The 19090-nt window shown below is 62.4% G+C and carries 18 protein-coding genes and 2 tRNA genes; 12 read left to right on the top strand and 8 right to left on the bottom strand.

The window, feature by feature from the left end:
• Positions 1-20: 20 nt before the first annotated feature.
• The gene (locus tag M1L53_RS22895) at positions 21-1619 is read right to left on the bottom strand and encodes a glycoside hydrolase family 13 protein (protein ID WP_054187693.1); all 1599 of its coding nucleotides are present in this window, start codon (positions 1617-1619) and stop codon (positions 21-23) included.
• 170 nt (positions 1620-1789) lie between these two features.
• Between M1L53_RS22895 and M1L53_RS22900 the strand changes: the two genes are divergently transcribed.
• On the top strand, positions 1790-2218 hold the full coding sequence (locus tag M1L53_RS22900) for a cupin domain-containing protein (RefSeq protein WP_228401110.1): 429 nt from the start codon (positions 1790-1792) through the stop codon (positions 2216-2218).
• A 4-nt stretch (positions 2219-2222) separates the two neighbouring features.
• Here M1L53_RS22900 and M1L53_RS22905 read toward each other — a convergent pair whose 3' ends face one another.
• The gene (locus M1L53_RS22905) at positions 2223-2630 is read right to left on the bottom strand and encodes a globin (RefSeq protein ID WP_003944464.1); all 408 of its coding nucleotides are present in this window, start codon (positions 2628-2630) and stop codon (positions 2223-2225) included.
• 182 nt (positions 2631-2812) lie between these two features.
• Here M1L53_RS22905 and M1L53_RS22910 point away from each other — a divergent pair, with 182 nt between their 5' ends.
• From M1L53_RS22910 to M1L53_RS22920, 3 genes are all read left to right on the top strand, one after another.
• On the top strand, positions 2813-3511 hold the full coding sequence (locus tag M1L53_RS22910; protein WP_232319034.1) for an HNH endonuclease: 699 nt from the start codon (positions 2813-2815) through the stop codon (positions 3509-3511).
• Positions 3512-3657: 146 nt separating this feature from the next.
• Positions 3658-3921 (top strand): hypothetical protein, encoded by a 264-nt coding sequence (locus M1L53_RS22915; RefSeq protein ID WP_007730943.1) that lies wholly within the window; start codon positions 3658-3660, stop codon positions 3919-3921.
• Positions 3908-4387 carry a DUF5130 domain-containing protein gene (locus M1L53_RS22920; RefSeq protein ID WP_003944512.1) on the top strand — a complete coding sequence of 160 codons (480 nt, stop codon included), beginning with the start codon at positions 3908-3910 and terminating at the stop codon, positions 4385-4387. Before M1L53_RS22915 ends, M1L53_RS22920 begins: the two co-directional genes overlap by 14 nt.
• Positions 4388-4458: 71 nt before the next feature.
• On the opposite strand, the gene pepN is transcribed toward M1L53_RS22920, so the two are convergent.
• Entirely contained in the window at positions 4459-7038 is a 2580-nt protein-coding gene (gene pepN / locus M1L53_RS22925) for an aminopeptidase N (protein ID WP_054187690.1), read from the bottom strand.
• A 65-nt stretch (positions 7039-7103) separates the two neighbouring features.
• A complete protein-coding gene (locus tag M1L53_RS22930) occupies positions 7104-8339 on the bottom strand; it encodes an NAD(P)/FAD-dependent oxidoreductase (protein WP_054187689.1) in 1236 nt (411 codons plus the stop codon).
• Positions 8340-8505: 166 nt separating this feature from the next.
• Between M1L53_RS22930 and M1L53_RS22935 the strand changes: the two genes are divergently transcribed.
• Positions 8506-9129 carry a DsbA family protein gene (locus M1L53_RS22935; RefSeq protein WP_007730951.1) on the top strand — a complete coding sequence of 208 codons (624 nt, stop codon included), beginning with the start codon at positions 8506-8508 and terminating at the stop codon, positions 9127-9129.
• On the opposite strand, the gene M1L53_RS22940 is transcribed toward M1L53_RS22935, so the two are convergent.
• Entirely contained in the window at positions 9117-9953 is an 837-nt protein-coding gene (locus M1L53_RS22940) for a M48 family metallopeptidase (protein WP_228232720.1), read from the bottom strand. The two genes, M1L53_RS22935 and M1L53_RS22940, sit on opposite strands and share 13 nt — an antisense overlap.
• A gap of 142 nt (positions 9954-10095) precedes the next feature.
• Here M1L53_RS22940 and M1L53_RS22945 point away from each other — a divergent pair, with 142 nt between their 5' ends.
• On the top strand, positions 10096-10569 hold the full coding sequence (locus tag M1L53_RS22945; protein WP_003944571.1) for a ribose-5-phosphate isomerase: 474 nt from the start codon (positions 10096-10098) through the stop codon (positions 10567-10569).
• Positions 10570-10584: 15 nt separating this feature from the next.
• Positions 10585-11382, top strand: a complete 798-nt coding sequence (locus M1L53_RS22950) for an Fpg/Nei family DNA glycosylase (RefSeq protein ID WP_003944531.1) — start codon at positions 10585-10587, stop codon at positions 11380-11382.
• Here the strand turns inward: M1L53_RS22950 and M1L53_RS22955 are convergent.
• Positions 11379-12155 carry a hypothetical protein gene (locus tag M1L53_RS22955; RefSeq protein ID WP_047270838.1) on the bottom strand — a complete coding sequence of 259 codons (777 nt, stop codon included), beginning with the start codon at positions 12153-12155 and terminating at the stop codon, positions 11379-11381. The two genes, M1L53_RS22950 and M1L53_RS22955, sit on opposite strands and share 4 nt — an antisense overlap.
• A gap of 192 nt (positions 12156-12347) precedes the next feature.
• Positions 12348-12421, bottom strand: a tRNA-Gly gene (locus tag M1L53_RS22960).
• 408 nt (positions 12422-12829) lie between these two features.
• On the opposite strand from M1L53_RS22960, the gene M1L53_RS22965 reads away from it, so the two are divergent.
• The 5 genes from M1L53_RS22965 (at position 12830) to clpX (ending at position 17520) form a co-directional block, all read left to right on the top strand.
• Positions 12830-12903 (top strand) — tRNA-Pro (locus M1L53_RS22965).
• A gap of 115 nt (positions 12904-13018) precedes the next feature.
• Complete coding sequence (gene tig, locus M1L53_RS22970; RefSeq protein WP_007730958.1) at positions 13019-14392, top strand: trigger factor; 1374 nt, start codon at positions 13019-13021, stop codon at positions 14390-14392.
• Between the two features lie 216 nt (positions 14393-14608).
• Positions 14609-15196, top strand: a complete 588-nt coding sequence (locus tag M1L53_RS22975) for an ATP-dependent Clp protease proteolytic subunit (RefSeq protein WP_007730960.1) — start codon at positions 14609-14611, stop codon at positions 15194-15196.
• A 48-nt stretch (positions 15197-15244) separates the two neighbouring features.
• Positions 15245-15907 (top strand): ATP-dependent Clp protease proteolytic subunit, encoded by a 663-nt coding sequence (locus tag M1L53_RS22980; RefSeq protein ID WP_003944539.1) that lies wholly within the window; start codon positions 15245-15247, stop codon positions 15905-15907.
• A gap of 332 nt (positions 15908-16239) precedes the next feature.
• Positions 16240-17520 carry an ATP-dependent Clp protease ATP-binding subunit ClpX gene (gene clpX, locus M1L53_RS22985; protein WP_003944582.1) on the top strand — a complete coding sequence of 427 codons (1281 nt, stop codon included), beginning with the start codon at positions 16240-16242 and terminating at the stop codon, positions 17518-17520.
• 117 nt (positions 17521-17637) lie between these two features.
• Here clpX and M1L53_RS22990 read toward each other — a convergent pair whose 3' ends face one another.
• Positions 17638-18975, bottom strand: a complete 1338-nt coding sequence (locus M1L53_RS22990; protein WP_042450291.1) for an MFS transporter — start codon at positions 18973-18975, stop codon at positions 17638-17640.
• Positions 18976-19090 lie beyond the last annotated feature (115 nt).

The following is a 19090-nucleotide window of genomic DNA, read 5'->3' on the forward strand; positions in this document are numbered from 1 at the left end:
GTGGCGGGTGCGGTGTTCTCTCAGATCAGCCACGCCGCAGCGTTGACGGGTAGTTGACCGTCGACGAGTGGTGCGCTGCTCAACAGTAGCTGCCCGCTCGGCAGTGCGATCGGCACCTCCGTGGTGTTGAGAGCACAGATCAGACCACCGCGTCGACGGAAAGCGAGGCAGCCGGGGGGACTGCCGTACCAATCGATGTCGGCGCCGGAGAACTCCGGCCTGGCGCTACGAAGTTCGAGGGCGGCGCGATAAAGCGAGAGCATCGAGTCGACGTCCTCGATCTGCGCCTCCACCGTGAGCGTCGACCACTCGCGTGGCATCGGCAACCAGGTGCTCGCGCCGGTCGTGAATCCGAACGGGGGTTCGCTTCCTTCCCACGGAAGGGGCACTCGGCAGCCGTCGCGTCCTCGCTCGGCATGTCCGGATCGTTCCCAGACCGGGTCCTGTAGTGCCTCGTCGGGCAGGTCGACGTTCGGCAGGCCGAGTTCGGCTCCGTTGTAGATGAAGCTCGCGCCCGGAAGCGCCAGTTCGACGAGGATCATCGCCCGTGCGCGTTGGGTTCCGATCTCACCCCCGCCGTAGCGCGTGACTTCACGTTCGACGTCGTGATTCGACAGCGTCCACGTGGGCACACCCCCGACCTCGGCGACGGCCGCAAGAGAGTTCTCCACGGCCTCCCGGACGGACTCGGCGGAGAATTCGGTTTCTGCAAGTCGGAAGTTGAATCCGAGATGCAGTTCGTCTGGCCGGATGTATTCGCCGAACTTCTGGTTGTCCTTCACCCAGATCTCGCCGACGGTCATCGCCTCCGGGAACTCGTCCATGACCTTGCGGATGCCGCGGTGGATTTCGTGAACTGCCGGGTTGTTGAACCGCGGGTCGTCGTCGGAATTGCGCATGAGCTCGTTGAGCTCCCAGTCGTGGTCCGGCAAACCGTCGGGCTTGGCCATTCCGTGGGCCACGTCGATGCGGAATCCGTCGATTCCGCGCTCGAGCCAGAACCGCAGAGTCTTGGCGAGGTCGTCGAAGACCTCGGGGTTGTCCCAGTTCAGGTCGGGCTGTTCCTTGGCGAAGATGTGCAGGTACCACTGGCCGGGTGTTCCGTCGGCTTCGGTGACGCGGGTCCACGCCGGGCCGCCGAAGATGCTCGGCCAGTTGTTCGGCGGTTCGTTGCCGTTCTCACCTTTGCCGTCTCGGAAGATGTAACGGGATCGCTCCGCAGAACCGGGCGCCGACGTCAGGGCTGCCTTGAACCACTCGTGCTGATCACTCGTGTGGTTCGGGACCAGGTCCATCGTGACCTTGATTCCGCGTTCGTGGGCTGACGTGATCAGCGAATCCATCGTCGCCAGATCGCCGAACAAGGGATCGATGTCGCGAGGATCCGAGACGTCGTAGCCGTGGTCTGCCATCGGTGACTTCATCACCGGGCTCAACCAGATTGCATCGATGCCGAGCAGTTCGAGGTAGCCTAGTTTCTCCTCGACTCCGCCGAGGTCGCCGATACCGTCGCTGCCCGAATCGGCAAAAGAACGCGGATAGATCTGATAGAAGACCGCCTCGTTCCACCACGGGGCTTCGGGCCGGCTTACAGAGGACGAATCCGCGGGGGTGCTCACAGCAGTTCATAGTGCCAAACGTCTGGCACTCTCACGACTTGGACACGGCAAAAGCGTGACTCTTTACCTAGCCTTGGTGTACTTTGCATTCACGCGGTGACACCATGTGGCAACTTTGGTGTTACTGCCGGGGGAGAAGTATTCGGGAATTCAACCAAGGGGGCTTGGCCTTGACTTTGTCGGCAATCGAAGCGGTCAGTTTGGATCATGTACTGCTCGAAGATGATCCCATCAACCGCGACTGGATAATCTTCGGCACACCGGTTGCACGGTCGGCGCAATGGTCGGCGAGTAAAGACGGGACCACGACTACACACGTCTGGGATTGCACGAAGGGGCGCTTCCGCTGGTACTTCCACGCGGACGAAATCGTGCACATCATCGAAGGGTCGGTCACCGTTCAGGCCGACGGAATCGCCGAGCGAACCCTGAGTGTCGGCGATGCCGCACTCTTCCGTGCGGGCAGTTGGTCGGAGTGGGAGGTCGAAGAGTACGTGCGCAAGCATGCAATCTTGAGTTCGCCCCTGCATCCCACGGTGTCGTTCGGGGTACGAGCAGTCCGCCGGGTCGCGCGCGTGTTCAGGCCGAAGGCTAGGTAGACGGTCAGATAGCGGAGTTCACCATGGACGCGGCAGCCATCTCCATGTAGTCGATCAACTGCTTGCGGTGCACCGGGCTCAGAGTCTTCTCGTCGATGGACGCGATGGCGACGTGCATGCACCGCAGCCACGCATCACGCTCGATCGGGCCGATCACGAATGGATTGTGGCGCATCCGCAGACGCGGGTGTCCACGCTCCTCCGAGTACGTGTGCGGTCCGCCCCAGTACTGCTCGAGGAACATCCGCATCCGCCGCTCGGCCGGGCCGAGGTCGGCCTCGGGGTAGAGCGGGCGTACAACCTCGTCCTTCGCGACTTCTTCGTAAAATCGCGCGGTGAGCTTGTGAAACGTCTCGGCTCCGCCGACGGCGTCGTAGAAGGTCTGCTGCACGTCGTGCTGTACGTCATTCATGGCAAGTTCCATTGTGCCTGACGGCCGTAGTGGTCGGTTTCCGGGTCGACGACGGTTGTATCGCGTCGGAGTGCGTACCCATTCACCGGAAATTCACCGGCCGTCCTGGCAATTTTGTTCGAAATGGGAGTGCGTAACGCGATCATCCGTGGTCAACTTGGGGGCAGTCTCCCGGAGGTCGTATGAAGAACCGACATGCTGCACGCAATCACCGACAACTCCAGCCCACTAGCGCGCGGAACGACCACGCGTTAGGGGCTGTTCTGGAAGTTGTTCCTGACGGGTTCGCGCACACTGCCGACCCACTCTTTTCCGACGAGCATTCTCACCTCGAGATGTTCCCCCCCGATCGCGTACTCCCCGAGTGGGTAAAACGTCGGGTGCTACTGCTCAACGTCACGTACGAACCGCTGACCGCCCTTCCTGCCAGGCGCGCGGTCGTACTGATGGCCTGCGGCAAGGCCGATACCGTCCACGAGGACGAACAGGGCCCGGTAGTCCATTCCGCGGACTGGTCGGTGCAGGTTCCCTCGGTCATTCGATTGCGCACCTACGTGCGCGTTCCGTATCGCGCCCGGATCCCCATGACTCGTGCCGCGCTGATGCATCGTGACCACTTCCGATGTGCGTACTGCGGAGCCAAAGCCGAAACCATCGACCACGTCGTTCCTCGCAGCAGAGGTGGCGGGCATTCGTGGGAGAACTGCGTCGCGTGCTGCGCCCCCTGCAATCACCGCAAGGCCGACAAGATGCTCAGCGAACTCGGATGGACCCTCCGTGCGGAATTGGTCCCGCCGTCCGGACCTCACTGGCGTCTGCTCGCGGCGACCAAGGAATTGCATCCGGCGTGGATGCCGTATCTCGGCGTGGGCGCAGCCTGAGCTATGTGTCGGCGTGGGCGCAGCCTGAGCAATGTGTCGGCGTGGGCGCAGCCTGAATTGAGTTCTAGCGTCACCGAAACGAAATTGCCCGAGAATTTGTGGCCCTGACGCTTTCCTTCCTGGCGTTCTGGGCTACGTTATCTGGTGTGAGCATTCTCGAGGTAGTACTGATATACGTTGGGATTCCGGCCTTGATCACCGCGTTCTTCGCGGCTGCGTCCTTCCTCGGGAAGAAGACGCCGGGACCGGTTCCGCCGGCGTTCCATCTCGGTGAGTCGTGGGATCACGCTCCCGTGCTGTGGAGTGCTGTCGACGAGGTCACCGTTCGCGGTGGCCATCACGGCAGTGCACACGCAATCGAAGCCGGTTCGGCTGATCTGATCGGAGGGTCCGCAAGTGGCAAGTGGTGATCATTCGACCGCGCTCGCAGTAGCGCCCGAGGACCTGCCCGTCGGCAGCGTCGTCACGTCCAGTGGACGCGTATCCGGTGTGCATCGCATCGGCGAGCCGTTCACCGACGATCTTCCGTTCGAGACCATGGATCTGGTCGCGCTCGACGTCGCGATGACCGAAGCGACGCGGGCCACCAAGGTGCGGTTCAACGCGTACGTCGGTGATCTCGGTTCTGATCCGGCAGCGGGTGCCGACGCATTGTTCCCGACCACGCCTGAAGCCGAGCGTTCCGTCCTGATCGCCGTTTCGCCCAACCAGCGCACCGTCGAGGTTCGCAGCGGTCGGGCAATCGCCGATCGGGTCACCGATCGTGTTACCCAGCTCGGAGCAACGGCAGCTGTTGCATCCTTCAGTGAAGGCAACCTGATCGACGGACTGATCAGTGCCATCCGCGTTATGGCAGCCGCAATTTCAGCGCCGTAACTGTTTGTCAGACACAGGCCGGTGCCCGCGTCGATTCGTGAGAATCGACGCGGGCACCGGCCTTTCGCATGTCAGCTCGCGTCGAACTTTCGTGCTGCGAGTGAACGAACCACGCCGGCCTGGCCTTCGACGACCAGGCGACGCAACGCGGGAGGGATGTCGCCTTCGAGGAACCGGTCTGCTGCCGCTACGGATTCGTCCGAGATCGACCACGACGGGTACAGCCCGATGACGACCGTCTGTGCCACTTCGCTCGAGCGTCGTTCCCACACCGCCGCGATATCGGCGAAGTAGCGGGAGACGAAGGGCTCGAGCAATTCGTCCTGGCCTTCGCGAGCGAACCCGGCGATGATCGATCGCGCGGTGATGTTGGGCACGGAGTCGTCGCCGACGACCTTTGCCCAGACCTCTTCCTTGACAGCGACCTGCGGACGTCCGGCCGCGGCCGCCGCGGCTTGACGAGCGCCCGCAGCGGTCGGGTCACGCTGAGCTTCGGCGTCGATGAATGGAGTTGCGGTTCCTTCGGCGTCGATCTCACCGGCGGCCGCGAGTGCCCCGACGATGCGCCAGCGCAGGTCCGTGTCGACGATCAGGCCGTCGAGCCCAACGGTGGAGGGATCGGCGTCGAGCAATTCGCGCAGTACCTCGGTGTGCCACGGGGAGAGTGCTGCGCCGGTGAGTGCGTTGACGAATGCCAGCTGGTGGTCGGACCCGGCCTCTGCCTCACGTGCGAGTTCGAGCAACCGATTGGCGAAGCTCGCCGCGCCTTCGGCCTCGGCCCAGGCCGGATCTGCGTAGGAGCCGATGGCGGTTTGGGCTTGGAGCAAGAGACGTTGCACCACACCGACTTCGGTCTCCGAACTGATGCCGCGCTCGACCAGCGCGACGAAGTCGCGTGCCTTCAGTTCGGCTTGACGGGTCATTTCCCACGCCGCCGACCAGACCAGGGTGCGGGGGAGTGAGTCGGTGATGTCGCCGACCCGCTCGATCGCCGTCGCCAACGATTCGGGATCGAGTCGCACGGAGCCGTAGGTGAGATCGTCGTCGTTGACCAACACGAGTGCACCGCGGGCGACGCCGACAAGTTCGGGGACATCCGTGCTTTCCACAGCATCGAGGTCGAGTTCGACGCGATGGCTTCGTACCAACTTGCCGTCGACGTCGTCGTAGATGCCGATGGCGATCCGGTGGATTCGCCGCTCGCCGGCGCCTGGTGCAGCACCGTCCTGCAGGACGGCGAAGCGGGTGAACTTTCCGTCTGCGTCGACATCGAAGTCGGGGCGCAGGATGTTCAAACCGGTGGTCTTGAGCCACTGCCGACCCCAGTCGGAAAGATCACGGCCCGAGGACTTTTCGAGTGAGCCCAGCAGATCGTCGAAGGTTGCGTTTCCGAATGCGTGCTCACGGAAGTACTCACGCAGTCCGGCGAGGAACGGCTCGAGTCCGACGTATGCCACCAACTGCTTGAGGACGCTGGCGCCCTTGGCGTAGGTGATGCCGTCGAAGTTCACCTCGACGGCGGCCAGGTCCGGAATGTCCGCGGCAATCGGGTGCGTCGACGGCAACTGGTCCTGGCGGTACGCCCACGACTTCTCGACGTTGGCGAACGTCGTCCAGGCGTTCCTGTACTCCGTGGCCTCGGTCTGACACAGGACCGAAGCGAAGGTCGCGAACGACTCGTTGAGCCACAGGTCGTCCCACCACGCCATCGTGACGAGGTCGCCGAACCACATGTGCGCCATTTCGTGCAGGACCGTTTCGGCACGACGTTCGTACGAGTAGCGGGTCACCTTGGAACGGAAGACGTAGTCCTCGAGGAATGTCACGGCGCCGGCATTCTCCATCGCGCCCGCATTGAATTCGGGGACGAAGAGCTGGTCGTACTTGCCGAAAGCATAGGGAACACCGAAGTTGCGGTGGTAGAAGTCGAATCCCTGCTTGGTCTCGGTGAACAGTCGCTCCTCGTCCATGAACTCGGCCAGCGAAGCGCGGCAGAAGATTCCGAGCGGGATGTCGCCGTGCTCGTCGGAGTAGTTGTCGGTCCACTGCGCGTAGGGACCGGCGATGAGCGCCACCAGGTACGTGCTCATCTTCGGGGTGGTCCTGAAGACGTGCTTGCCGGGATCGGCGGCAAGGGTCTCGACGACCGCGGAGTTGGAGATGACCTTCCACGACGTGGGAGCGGTGACGCGGACGTCGAACGTGGCCTTGAGATCAGGCTGATCGAAGCACGCGAACATGCGCTTGGCGTCGGCCGTCTCGAACTGTGAATAGAGGTAGACGGAGTCATCGGTCGGGTCGACGAATCGGTGCAGTCCCTCGCCGGTGTGGGAGTAGATGCAATCGGCCTCGATGACCAACTCGTTGTCGGCAGCGAGATCAGGCAGGCTGATGCCAGTCGACTCGTCGTAGCCGGAGACGTCGAGCGCGGTGCCGTTGAGGACCGCGGAATGGACTCTGGCCGCGACGATGTCGATGAAGCTGCTTGCTCCGGCCGTGGCGGTGAACGTGACGGTGGTCTTCGAGGAGAACGTCTCCTCGCCGGGTGCGTCTTTGCCGTCGGTGAGATCGAGTTCGATCAGGTAGTTCTCGACGGTCAGGATTGCTGACCGTTGCGCTGCGGTTTCGCGTGTCAGGTTCGGTGCGACCACAAAGATCTCCTCGTAGATGGTGCGGATCTATTACGTCCATCCCATCACGAAGAGAACGACTTCACTCAAGCGGACACTTCTGCCAGCGGAATCTCCGGATCGGCCAACCGCTCCGGATCGACGGGACGCGAAGACGCGACCAATTCCTTGATGGCGTCACCGGCATCCCAGATGTTCACGTTCATGCCGGCGAGCACCTTGTTCGCGGAATCGAGCCAGAATGCCAGGAACTCGCGCTTGTCGACGTCGCCGCGAGTGACGACACGGGAGTAGCCGCCGTGCGGTGCGTGACCTACGTATTCCATTCCGAGGTCGTACTGATCGGTGAAGAAATACGGCATGCGGACGTACTCGGCGGGCCGTCCCAACATGGTCTCTGCGGCCGTCTCGGGTTGGTTGAGTGCGTTTGCCCAGTGCTCCACCCGAATTCGTGCATTCAGAATCGGATGCTGTGCGGCCGCGATGTCACCCACTGCGACCACGTCGGGGTCGCTGCTCTGCAGACCGGCGTCGACGAGAACCCCGTTCTCGACGTCGATACCCGCCTCCGATGCCAACTCGGTGTTCGGCAATGCGCCGACAGCGATCAACACGGCGTCGGCCGGAATCACGGTTCCATCACTCAAAGTGACACCCGAGGCGTGACCGCCGTCGACAGAGATTGCGGTGACGTCCGTGCCGGTGCGTAAGTCCACCCCGTTCTGGCGGTGCAGCGCGGCGAAGACCTCACCCATTTCCGGGCCGAGGGTCGATTCGAGCGGAAGGCCGGCATGTTCGAGCACGGTGACCTCGACGTCGAAACCGCGAGCCGACGCGGCAATTTCGAGGCCGATCCAGCCGGCACCGACCACGACGAGCTTCTTGTCGGCGGCCAGGGTGCGCAGCAGCGCGGCGGCCTGATCGACTGTTCGCACGTAGTGAACACCCTCGGCGTCGGACCCCGGGATGTCGAGGCGCCGCGACCGCGAACCGGTGGCCAAGGCGAGCTTGTCGTAGCTGATCGTTGAACCGTCCGGAAGTGACACGGTGTGCGCAGCGGGGTCGATGGCCGTTGCCGTCGTTCCCGGGCGAAGATCGACGCGATGGTCGCGAAACCACTCGCCGTCGTGGACGGTGAATTCGGGGAGTGTCTTCTTGCCTGCGAAGAACTCTTTCGACAGCGGCGGACGCTCGTACGGGAGGTGGTCTTCTTCACTCAATACGGTGATCTCACCGTCGAAATCTCTGTCACGCAGGGCTTCTGCGATCTTTGCGCCCGCGAGCCCGCCGCCGACGATCACGAATCTCCGGTTGGTGCTCATTACTGAACCACTCCTTCGTACTCGTTTCTTTTCGACACTACTGCGATCGGGAGGTGGTTCGGGGGAAAGCGCGGGAAGGATTGCGGGTTCATGATTGTTGGCAGAACGGGAGTATGTCCCCGAACTGATATGACCTGACCGACATGAACTGATAGGGAGTTTCTTCGTGAGCGCAACCTCGAGCAAGACCACGGACACTGCTGACTTCTGGTTCGATCCGCTCTGCCCGTGGTGCTGGATCACCTCACGCTGGATTCTCGAGGCCCAGCAGGTACGCGACATCGAGGCCAAGTTCCACGTGATGAGCCTTGCGGTTCTCAACGAGGGCCGTGACCTTCCCGACGAGTACCGGGAGATGATGACCAAGGCCTGGGGCCCGGTCCGTGTCGCCATCGCTGCAGCGCAGCTGAAGGGCGACGATATCCTGCTGCCGCTGTACACGGCGATGGGGACGAAGATTCACAACGAGGGAAACAAGGACTTCGCCGACGTCATCAAGTCGTCCCTTGCCGAGGTCGGCCTGCCACCTGAACTGGCCGAGGCCGCCGACACCGACAAGTACGACGAGGCTCTGCGCGAGAGCCACCACAAGGGCATGGACGCCGTCGGACCCGACGTCGGAACCCCGACGATCCATGTCAACGGTGTGGCGTTCTTCGGCCCCGTGCTCTCACGCATCCCGCGCGGCGAGGACGCAGGCAAGGTGTGGGACGGCGCAGTCGCGCTGGCCGGCTACCCCCACTTCTTCGAGCTCAAGCGGACCCGCAACGAGGATCCTCAGTTCGACTGAGCGGCAGTGAGCGCCGGATTTCGGTAGAGCTGACCCGGCCGGAAGAACAGATGCCCTGAGTGCGTGCGGTTGCGAAGCGCAGCCGCACGCCAGGTCAGCACCGGATGCGACGACAAGATGTTGACGAACCACGGGAAGAACCCGGATTCGAGTGTCGCCCGATCGGCCAGTTCGTCGAACCCGACCAGACCCACCAGATACTTTCCCGCGCCTAGGACGCCCATCGCGCCCGGTGCACCCTGCGGACGCATGTGAAAGCCGAAGTTGTCCGCCGTGTACTCCATGGAACGCGACAGCGAAGACCCGATCACCGGAATGTAGTTCGACGCGAACTGTCCCCACTGGCGCCAGTACGACGCATGCCCGGCAGCGATGTGGCCGACCTCGTGGCCGATGATGAATGCGAGCGCATCGGGCTCGCGTGCCTGCCCACCGACTTCGAACAGGTCGCTGTAGACGACGACGAAACGGCGAAATCCGTGCCCCGACGCGAACGCGTTGATCCGTCCGTTCCCCAGCACGACGTAGGCATCCGGCGGAGTTTTCATGCCGAATCGTGCCGCAGCCTCGGCAACCAGCTGATACCCCTCCGGAAACTGTGAAGGCGTCATCTTGATTCCGTTGACCTGTTGCGATCCGTACAGCTGACCTCGCGCGAGGAACAGCAGGATCGGAGCCGCGAGCACCACGAGGATCCACGTCGACAGATCACCCGCAGCGATCAGAACGATCGCCACCACATAAGTGACGACCGTCGTCAGTACCGCGAGCACGAGTAGCGGGATTTCCCACGGGTGGCGAACGGCGTCACTGCCCGGTGACATACGAAGGGCGGGTGCAGCGGCCTGGCCGTTGACGGGGTACATGGGCACCACGATAGGTGTGCTCGCGCGGCGATGCGTGTTCCTGAAAGTGTGACGTCGACCCGGGTGCGCCCGGCTGGTCGGGCCTGAGAGAATTGTCGCCATGCGCGTATACCTGGGTGCCGACCATGCCGGATTCGAACGTAAGAACGAGATCATCGAACACCTGAAAGCGAACGGCCACGAGGCCATCGACTGTGGTGCTCACGAGTACGACGCCGTGGACGACTACCCGGCTTTCTGCATCGAAGCCGCAAAGCGCGTCGTCGCCGACGAGGGCAGCCTGGGAATCGTCCTGGGTGGCAGTGGCAACGGCGAGCAGATCGCAGCGAACAAAGTTCCCGGCGCACGGTGCGCCCTCGCTTGGAGCGTCGAAACGGCGAAGCTGGCACGTGAGCACAACAACGCTCAGCTGATCGGCATCGGCGGACGTATGCATTCCCTCGAGGAATCGCTTGCCATCGTCGACGCTTTCCTCGCCACCGCATGGTCGGGTGAAGAGCGCCACCAGCGTCGTATCGACATCCTGTCCGAGTACGAGAAGACCGGCGTCGCACCGGCTCTGCCGCAAGCCTGATCCGAAAGTTGTTCCGTGCCTGAAGGTCATACCCTGCACCGGCTGGCACGGTTGCATGCCCGCAAGTTCGTCGGTTCACCGGTCCGCGTCCTCAGTCCGCAAGGCAGATTCGCCGAGGACGCGCGCCTGGTGGACGGACACGTACTCACGTCCTCGGATGCCTGGGGAAAGCACCTCTGGCACACGTACGACAACGGTCTGACAGTTCACGTACACCTCGGGTTGTACGGAAAGTTCACCGACGCCGCCCTGCCGATGGAAGAACCGGTAGGTCAGGTCCGGATGCGTATGGTCGGTGCCGATTTCGGCACCGACCTTCGTGGTCCCACCGCCTGCGAAGTCCTGCTACCTCCTCAGGTCGCCGCGATCGAGGCCAGACTCGGGCCGGACCCACTGCGCCGCGACGCGGATCCAGAGAAGGCCTGGTTGCGAATCTCCAAGTCCAAGACGGCAATCGGCGCCCTGCTGATGGACCAGGCGGTCCTGGCGGGTGTCGGCAACGTCTATCGCGCCGAACTTCTCTTTCGTCACGGAATCAACCCTGAACGACCGGGGAATCTCGTCTCTCACGGCGAGTGGACCGCCATGTGGGCAGACCTAGTCGAATTGATGAAAGTCGGCGTCAGACGGGGGAAGATGCACGTCGTTCGCGCCGAGCACGACAACGGAGATCCGGCGTACGCGAAGGATCGTCCGCGTACCTATGTCTACAGAAGAGCAGGATCGCCGTGCCGCGTGTGCGGCACACCGATCCTGCATTCCGTCATGAAGGCACGAAACCTGTTCTGGTGCCCGGTCTGTCAGTCGGCTTAGAAGTCGAAGCCGCCGAAGTCCCCGCCGCCCCCGAAATCCATTCCGCCTCCGTCGCCACCAGACCAGTCGCTTCCGCCGTCAGCGGTGTAGTCCGTGTTGTCGATACTTCCTTGGTCGGCGCCGGGATCACCGGCGTCCATACCCTGATCTCCCGAGTCACCGGAGCCTGTGTCGGCGCCGGGATCGCCACCCTGGGCGAAAGCCTCTGCGCCGTAAGGAACCCCGGCCATGCCGGAGAACATGGTCGAGAACAGCATCATCGAACCCAGACCCCAGGCGCCGGCGACGAGTGCAGGCTTCCACCAGGGTTCGGAGTACCAGCCGGCCGGGACCGGGCGTCCGGCGACTCGGCCACCGGGGTAGTAGTTGGGTGTGTGCGACGACGGATTGGGTGATGCGGCGACCTTGCGGCCCTCGAATTCGACCTCACGGTCTTCGGTGACCGAACCGGCAGCCTTCTGTCCGTCGATGGAAGGAACTTCCGGTCCCGGATCCATGCCCATCGCCACCCGTGCCGCGCGGATGTAGTAAAGCCCTTCCAGTGCAGTCTGTTTCGCGAGACGTGCTTGGACCGGCGTTGCGGCCTGATCGATCTGCGAGCCTGCGGCGTTGTACCGTTCGGCCGCGTCGGCGAGGGCTTGGCGCGACGCGTCGTCACTGCCGGTCAGGTTGTAGACCTGACCGCCGAGGCGTTCGATCGACTGCCGGGCATCGGCTTTCGCATCGTCGAGTTGTGTTGCGCTGTGGCCGGAACCGCGTTGCTGGCTTTTCATGACCAGGAATACGACTACGGCCAGAACGACGAGTATGAGAAGAATCGTGGTCACGTGGCCTCCCGAGCAGAATCGATCCGGACAACTCCAGGATACGGACCGCAGGGGAGTGGTCTGAGTGGACAAAGTCGGAATACAAAAAATCCGCACCGGCTGGGCCGATGCGGATCTTTTGTGGAGTTTCCCTCCTGATGGAGGGGATGACGGGAATCGAACCCGCGTGATCAGTTTGGAAGACTGAGGCTCTACCATTGAGCTACATCCCCGTGCATACGACAACTCGGGATCGCCGTGTTCGTCGTCTGCGATACGAAACTGTACCCAATGCCCCACCGGATTTCATAATCGGGGGGTCGGAGAAGTTCGAGACCGTCGTTCACCTGGGGAATTGGCGAATTGCTCGGCGAGTCGGGGTGTCTCGGCCGCAGGCGCGGCTTCTGATTCCGGCTCTGAATGGCAGTTGAGGCAAGGCTGTATGTGGCTCCCGTATGTGGCTGCCGTCGGATGACATACTGACGGGGTCGACAGCCGGGCCGTGTACAAATGGCGGTCGGGTTCGTGAGAGAGTAGTGAGCGCGATAGGGTTGTGCGCGGTCACCGATGGTGGCTGCCTTTGTGGCCCGCTGTCTTAGCGGCCTCGGATGGCCGTATCGTGTGTTTCATGTGATCGGAAACGGGATGTAGCGCAGCTTGGTAGCGCATCCGCTTTGGGAGCGGAGGGTCGCAGGTTCAAATCCTGTCATCCCGACAAGTACGTACATGGCACTTCACCTCCAGTAAGTCCGGGAGTGAAGTGCCGCGCCAGACAGCAGTACCGATTCAACACAAGTTGTGAGCAAGACCAGACGAAGGAGCGAAGTTTCGTGAAGAGCACCGTCGAGCAGCTCAGCCCGACGCGAGTCCGTATCAACGTTGAGGTGCCCTTCGCGGAACTCAAGTCTGATTTCGACAAGGCCTACAAGGCCCTCGCGCAGCAGATTCGTCTCCCCGGCTTCCGTCCCGGCAAGGCTCCGGCCCGCCTCCTCGAAGCGCGTGTCGGTCGCGGCGCTGTGCTCGAGCAGGTCGTCAACGACGCTCTGCCGTCGCGTTACTCCGAGGCTGTCACCAGCGCCGGCGTGAAGGCCATCGGCCAGCCCGAGATCGAGGTCACCAAGATCGAAGACGGCGAGCTCCTCGAGTTCACCGCCGAGGTCGACGTGCGCCCGGAGATCGAGCTCCCTGACTTCAGCTCCATCAACGTCGAGGTCGATCCGATCGAGATCACCGACGAAGCCATCGAAGAGCAGCTGCTTTCGCTGCGTCAGCGTTTCGGCACCCTCACCGGCGTCGACCGCGCAGTCGAGGACGGCGACTTCGTCTCCATCGATCTGTCGGCCACCGTCGACGGCGAGAACGTTGCCGAGGCAACCGCGAGCGGACTGTCGCACGAGGTCGGTTCGGGCCAGCTCATCGAGGGCCTCGACGAAGCCATCATCGGCCTCAAGGCGGGGGAGTCCAAGGACTTCACGTCGACGCTGGTCGCCGGCGAGTACGCAGGCAAGGAAGCTGTTGTCACCGTGACCGTGCAGACGGTCAAGGAGCGCGAGCTTCCGGCTGAGGACGACGAGTTCGCTCAGCTCGCCAGCGAGTTCGACACCCTGGAAGAACTGAAGGCTGACCTCCGTGAGCGCGTCGCACGCGTCCGCAAGGTCGAGCAGGCCGGTCAGATCCGCGACAAGGTTCTCGAGCAGCTGCTCGAGACCGTCGAGGTTCCGCTGCCGGAGGCCGTCGTCAAGGCTGAGGTCGACGCTGCTCTGCACGACGCCGTTCACGGTCTCGATCACGACGAAGAGGCACTGAACAAGCTCCTCGAAGAGCAGGGCAGCAGCCGCGAAGAGTTCGACAAGGATGCACAGGAAGCCGCTGAGCGCTCCGTCAAGACGCAGCTCTTGCTCGACTCGATTGCCGATGCGGGCAACGTCACCGTCGGTCAGGACGAGCTCACCGAGCGCATCCTGTTCCAGGCGCAGCGTTACGGCATGGCTCCTGAGCAGTTCATCCAGCAGATCCAGCAGGCCAACCAGCTCGGCGCCGTCTTCGCAGACGTCCGTCGTGGCAAGGCTCTCGCGTCCGTCGTCGAGTCGGCCGGTGTCAAGGACACCTCCGGCGCAGTTGTCGACACCGCAGAGCTGTTCGGCAGCAGTGAGGCCGAAACCGAAGCGGACGAGTCTGATTCCGCCGAGAGCGAAGACAAGTAAAAACGCAGGCGGACGGGTGTTTTCACCACGATCGACTGCACTGAGTTTTCCGCTTTGAGCGAAGTAGGGCGGCACCGGGACTCCGGTGCCGCCCTACTTCGTTACTGTCTGTGTCAGTAGAAGTGTTTCGCATAGACGATCCACCGCACAAGTAGATCCACATAGAAGGCAGGTACCGTGACTTCCAATCACCTGGAGACTTTGCAGAGTCCCGCCATGACTTCAGCGACCGCTGGGTTGAACCTCAGCGACTCGGTGTACGAGCGCTTGCTGCGAGAGCGCATCATTTTCCTCGGTACCCAGGTCGACGACGACATCGCCAACAAGCTGTGCGCACAGATCCTGCTGCTCTCGGCCGAGGACCCGACGCGAGACATCTCGCTCTACATCAACTCGCCCGGTGGATCCGTGACCGCAGGTATGGCGATCTTCGACACGATGCAGTTCGCCGAGTGCGACATCGCCACCTTCGGCATGGGCCTTGCGGCGTCGATGGGTCAGTTCCTGCTCTCGGCAGGCACCAAGGGCAAGCGCTACGCACTGCCTCACGCCCGCATCATGATGCACCAGCCGTCCGCCGGCATCGGTGGTTCCGCCAGTGACATCGCGATCATGGCCGAGCAGTTCAAGCACACCAAGCGCGAAATGGCCGAGCTGATTGCTCAGCACACCGGCCAGACGGTCGAGCAGATCACCGCGGACTCCGATCGTGACCGTTGGTTCACGGCGAAGGAAGCTCTCGAGTACGGCTTCGTCGACCACGTCGTCTCCCGTGCGAATCAGGCCGGCGGCACCGGCAACTGAGCCGGTTCGCCCGTCCTTTCGCTGCCCAATTCATACTTTGGAGAACTGATGACCAATCTTTTCGGAGCTAACTCGCTGGGCGGCCAGGCGCCGTCGGGCCCCCAATCGCGTTACATCCTGCCCCAGTTCACGGAGCAGACCAGCTACGGCGTCAAGACGTCCGACCCGTACAACAAGCTGTTCGAGGAGCGCATCATCTTCCTCGGCTCGCAGGTCGACGACGTGTCCGCCAACGACCTCATGGCGCAGTTGCTGGTTCTCGAATCGCAGGATCCGGACCGCGACATCACGATGTACATCAACTCGCCCGGTGGTTCTTTCACCGCGCTGATGGCGATCTACGACACGATGCAGTACGTCCGTGCCGACATTTCCACCGTCTGCCTCGGTCAGGCTGCTTCGGCAGCTGCCGTGCTTCTGGCCGGCGGTACGCCGGGCAAGCGCTTCGCGCTCCCCAACTCGCGCATTCTGATCCACCAGCCGGCTACGGGCGGCATCCAGGGTCAGGTTTCCGATCTGGAGATCCAGGCTGCGGAGATCGAGCGTATGCGTCGGCTCATGGAGAGCACGCTGTCGCTGCACACGGGTAAGGATCCGGAGACCATCCGCGTCGACACCGATCGCGACAAGATCCTCACGGCCGAGCAGGCCAAGGAGTACGGCATCATCGACGACGTGCTGGCTTACCGGAAGCTCAGCGCACAGAAGTAGTCGATTTCCGCCTCGTGTCGAGGATCTGTTACCCGATTCCCGACACGAGGCGGACACGTCGAGAAGTGCCTGGTGGAGCGCTTGCCAGGCTGAAATCTCGACTCTTTTCTTTTTTATCCGCAGACGAAACGCCGAGAACAGGTCGACCCCGTTCGGGATCTGCGGGTACCGTCACTTCACGGGCTGGTTCTCGACCGGCGTTCTGCGATTGTTCGACCAGATTTGTTCGATCAGTTTGTCTGATCTGACAACTACCGAAGTACTGCGGAGCGTCTCGACCGATCGAGTGGCGGCGAGTGCACGTACATGATGGAAAGTAGGGACCTCACGAGATGGCACGCATCGGCGACGGCGGGGATCTGCTCAAGTGCTCTTTCTGCGGTAAGAGTCAGAAGCAGGTCAAAAAGCTCATTGCAGGACCCGGGGTGTACATCTGCGACGAGTGCATCGACCTCTGCAACGAGATCATCGAAGAGGAATTGGCCGAATCGAGCGAGGTCAAGCTCGACGAGCTTCCCAAGCCTGCGGAGATCCGAGAATTCCTCGAGAACTACGTCATCGGTCAGGACTCCGCCAAGCGGACGTTGGCCGTGGCCGTCTACAACCACTACAAGCGCATTCAGGCCGGCGACAAGGGCCGTGACGCGCGGGGTGAGACGGTTGAGCTCGCGAAATCCAACATCTTGATGCTCGGCCCCACCGGCTGTGGCAAGACGTATCTCGCTCAGACTCTCGCGAAGATGCTCAACGTCCCGTTCGCCATCGCTGACGCGACGGCGTTGACCGAGGCCGGTTACGTCGGTGAGGACGTCGAGAACATTCTGCTCAAACTGATTCAGGCTGCCGACTACGACGTCAAGCGCGCCGAGACCGGAATCATCTACATCGACGAGGTCGACAAGATCGCCCGTAAGAGCGAGAACCCGTCGATCACGCGTGACGTCTCCGGCGAAGGCGTTCAGCAGGCGTTGCTGAAGATCCTCGAAGGTACGCAGGCGAGCGTCCCGCCGCAGGGTGGCCGTAAGCATCCGCACCAGGAATTCATTCAGATCGACACCACGAACGTGCTGTTCATCGTCGCGGGCGCTTTCGCAGGTCTCGAGCGGATCGTCTCCGATCGTGTCGGCAAGCGCGGTATCGGTTTCGGCGCCGAGGTTCGGTCGAAGGCCGAACTGGATACGGTCGATCGTTTCGCCGAGGTCATGCCGGAGGATTTGATCAAGTTCGGTCTGATTCCCGAGTTCATCGGCCGTTTGCCGATGATCGCGTCGGTGACCAACCTCGACAAGGAATCGCTCGTTCAGATCTTGTCGGAGCCCAAGAACGCTCTCGTCAAGCAGTACCGTCGCCTGTTCGACATGGACGGCGTCGAGCTCGAGTTCACCGAAGAAGCGCTCGACGCTATCGCCGATCAGGCGATCTTGCGTGGAACCGGCGCTCGTGGCCTGCGCGCCATCATGGAAGAGGTTCTTCTTCCCGTGATGTACGACATTCCCAGCCGTGACGACGTCGAAAAGGTGGTCGTCACCGCGGAGACCGTCAACGACAACGTACTTCCGACCATCGTTCCGCGTAAGCCGGAACGTGGCGAGCGTCGCGACAAGACGGCGTAGAACTTCAAAACGACTGTGGCCCGGTATCTCTCGCGAGATGCCGGGCCACAGTGGTTCGTGCAACACAGTGGTTCGTGCAACACAGTGGTTCGTGCAGGATGTCTGTCGGGTATTCGGCTAGATCGGGTTGCCGAGTTCCTTGAGGGGAGTGCGGAACGTCTCCTTGGCGGTGAACGCCGAGAGCGCGCAGATGACGCAGGCCACCGAAGTCAGAATGGCAACGGGCATCCAGTGTGTCTTGTCGCCGCCCATGAGGGCGTTGCCGATGGCGGGGGCAAAGCCTGCGAGGGCGAAGCCGACCTGGGTGCCGATCGCAATGCCCGAGTAGCGGACCTTGGTGTTGAACATCTCGGAGTAGAACGACGGCCAGATGGCATTCGGGGCAGCGTAGAAGACGGACATCAATCCGATTGCGGCGAGGAAGATCAGGGGAACGTTGCCGCTGGCGATTGCGCCGAAGTACACGTAGATGAACACCGCGCTACCGAGGGCGCCACCGATGAACAGCGGCCTGCGACCGATCCGGTCGGAGAGCATCGCCCAGGCGGGCTGACTGAGCAGGGCTACGGCGTTGGCTGCGATGGCAACCCAGAGCATGGTCGACTTCGGAATCCCCACTTCTTCGGTGGTGGCGAAAGCGAGACCGAAGACGGAGAAGATGGTCGAGACGACGGCGATGAAAGCGCAGCAGATCACGCGAATCAGATTTGCGCTGTGGGTGCGAAGAAGATCGGCAACAGGCAATTTGGCGACGGTCTTGGATTCCTGCTGCTCGGTGAACTCTTCGGGCTCTTCGAGCTTGAGACGCATGATGTATGCCGCGACCAGAACGATCAGGCTGCCCCAGAACGGGATTCGCCAGCCCCACGTGTAGAGGATGTCGTCGGGGAGCGCGGCGATGGGCAGGAATACGAGGCTGGCGAGGATGAAGCCGGCCTGGGTGCCGTTGAGGGTCCAACTGCAGAAGAACGCGCGTCGGCCTTCGGGGGCGTGTTCGAGCGTCAGTGAGCTGGCACCGCTCTGTTCACCGGCAGCGGAGATGCCCTGGGCGATTCTCATCAGGACGAGAAGGATCGGTGCAAGAACTCCGATCGAATCGGCGCTGGGAATACATCCGATGAGGAAGGTGGCTGCGCCCATCAGAATGAGCGTGAGCAGCATGATCTTCTTGCGGCCGACGCGGTCACCGAAATGGCCGAGGACTACAGCGCCGAGGGGACGCGCGACGTACGCGACACCGAAGGTGGCCAGCGAAAGTAGAGCCGCATGCCCGCTGTCCGGGAAGAACACCGTGGGGAAGATGAGCGCAGCGGCGGAGGCGTAGATGTAGAAGTCGTAGTACTCGAGCATGCTGCCGAGAAACGACGACGTTGCGGCGCGCTTGACCTTGGTCGTGTCCGGCCTTGCCAAGGATCCCGCCTCGGGCCCGGACGGTGTAACCGTGCTAGCTGACATGCTCATCTCCTGGGTGGAAGCGTCGTGGAGGCTCTACATCCGCCGATTGTGTTCGTATAAAGAACGTCTGTGCGGAGAGCGATACAAGGAATGTAACCGACGCCACAGCAACTAC

Origin of the sequence: Rhodococcus sp. T9N (genome assembly GCF_024436645.1) — a bacterium.
In the GTDB taxonomy this organism is placed as follows: Bacteria; Actinomycetota; Actinomycetes; order Mycobacteriales; family Mycobacteriaceae; genus Rhodococcus_F; species Rhodococcus_F qingshengii.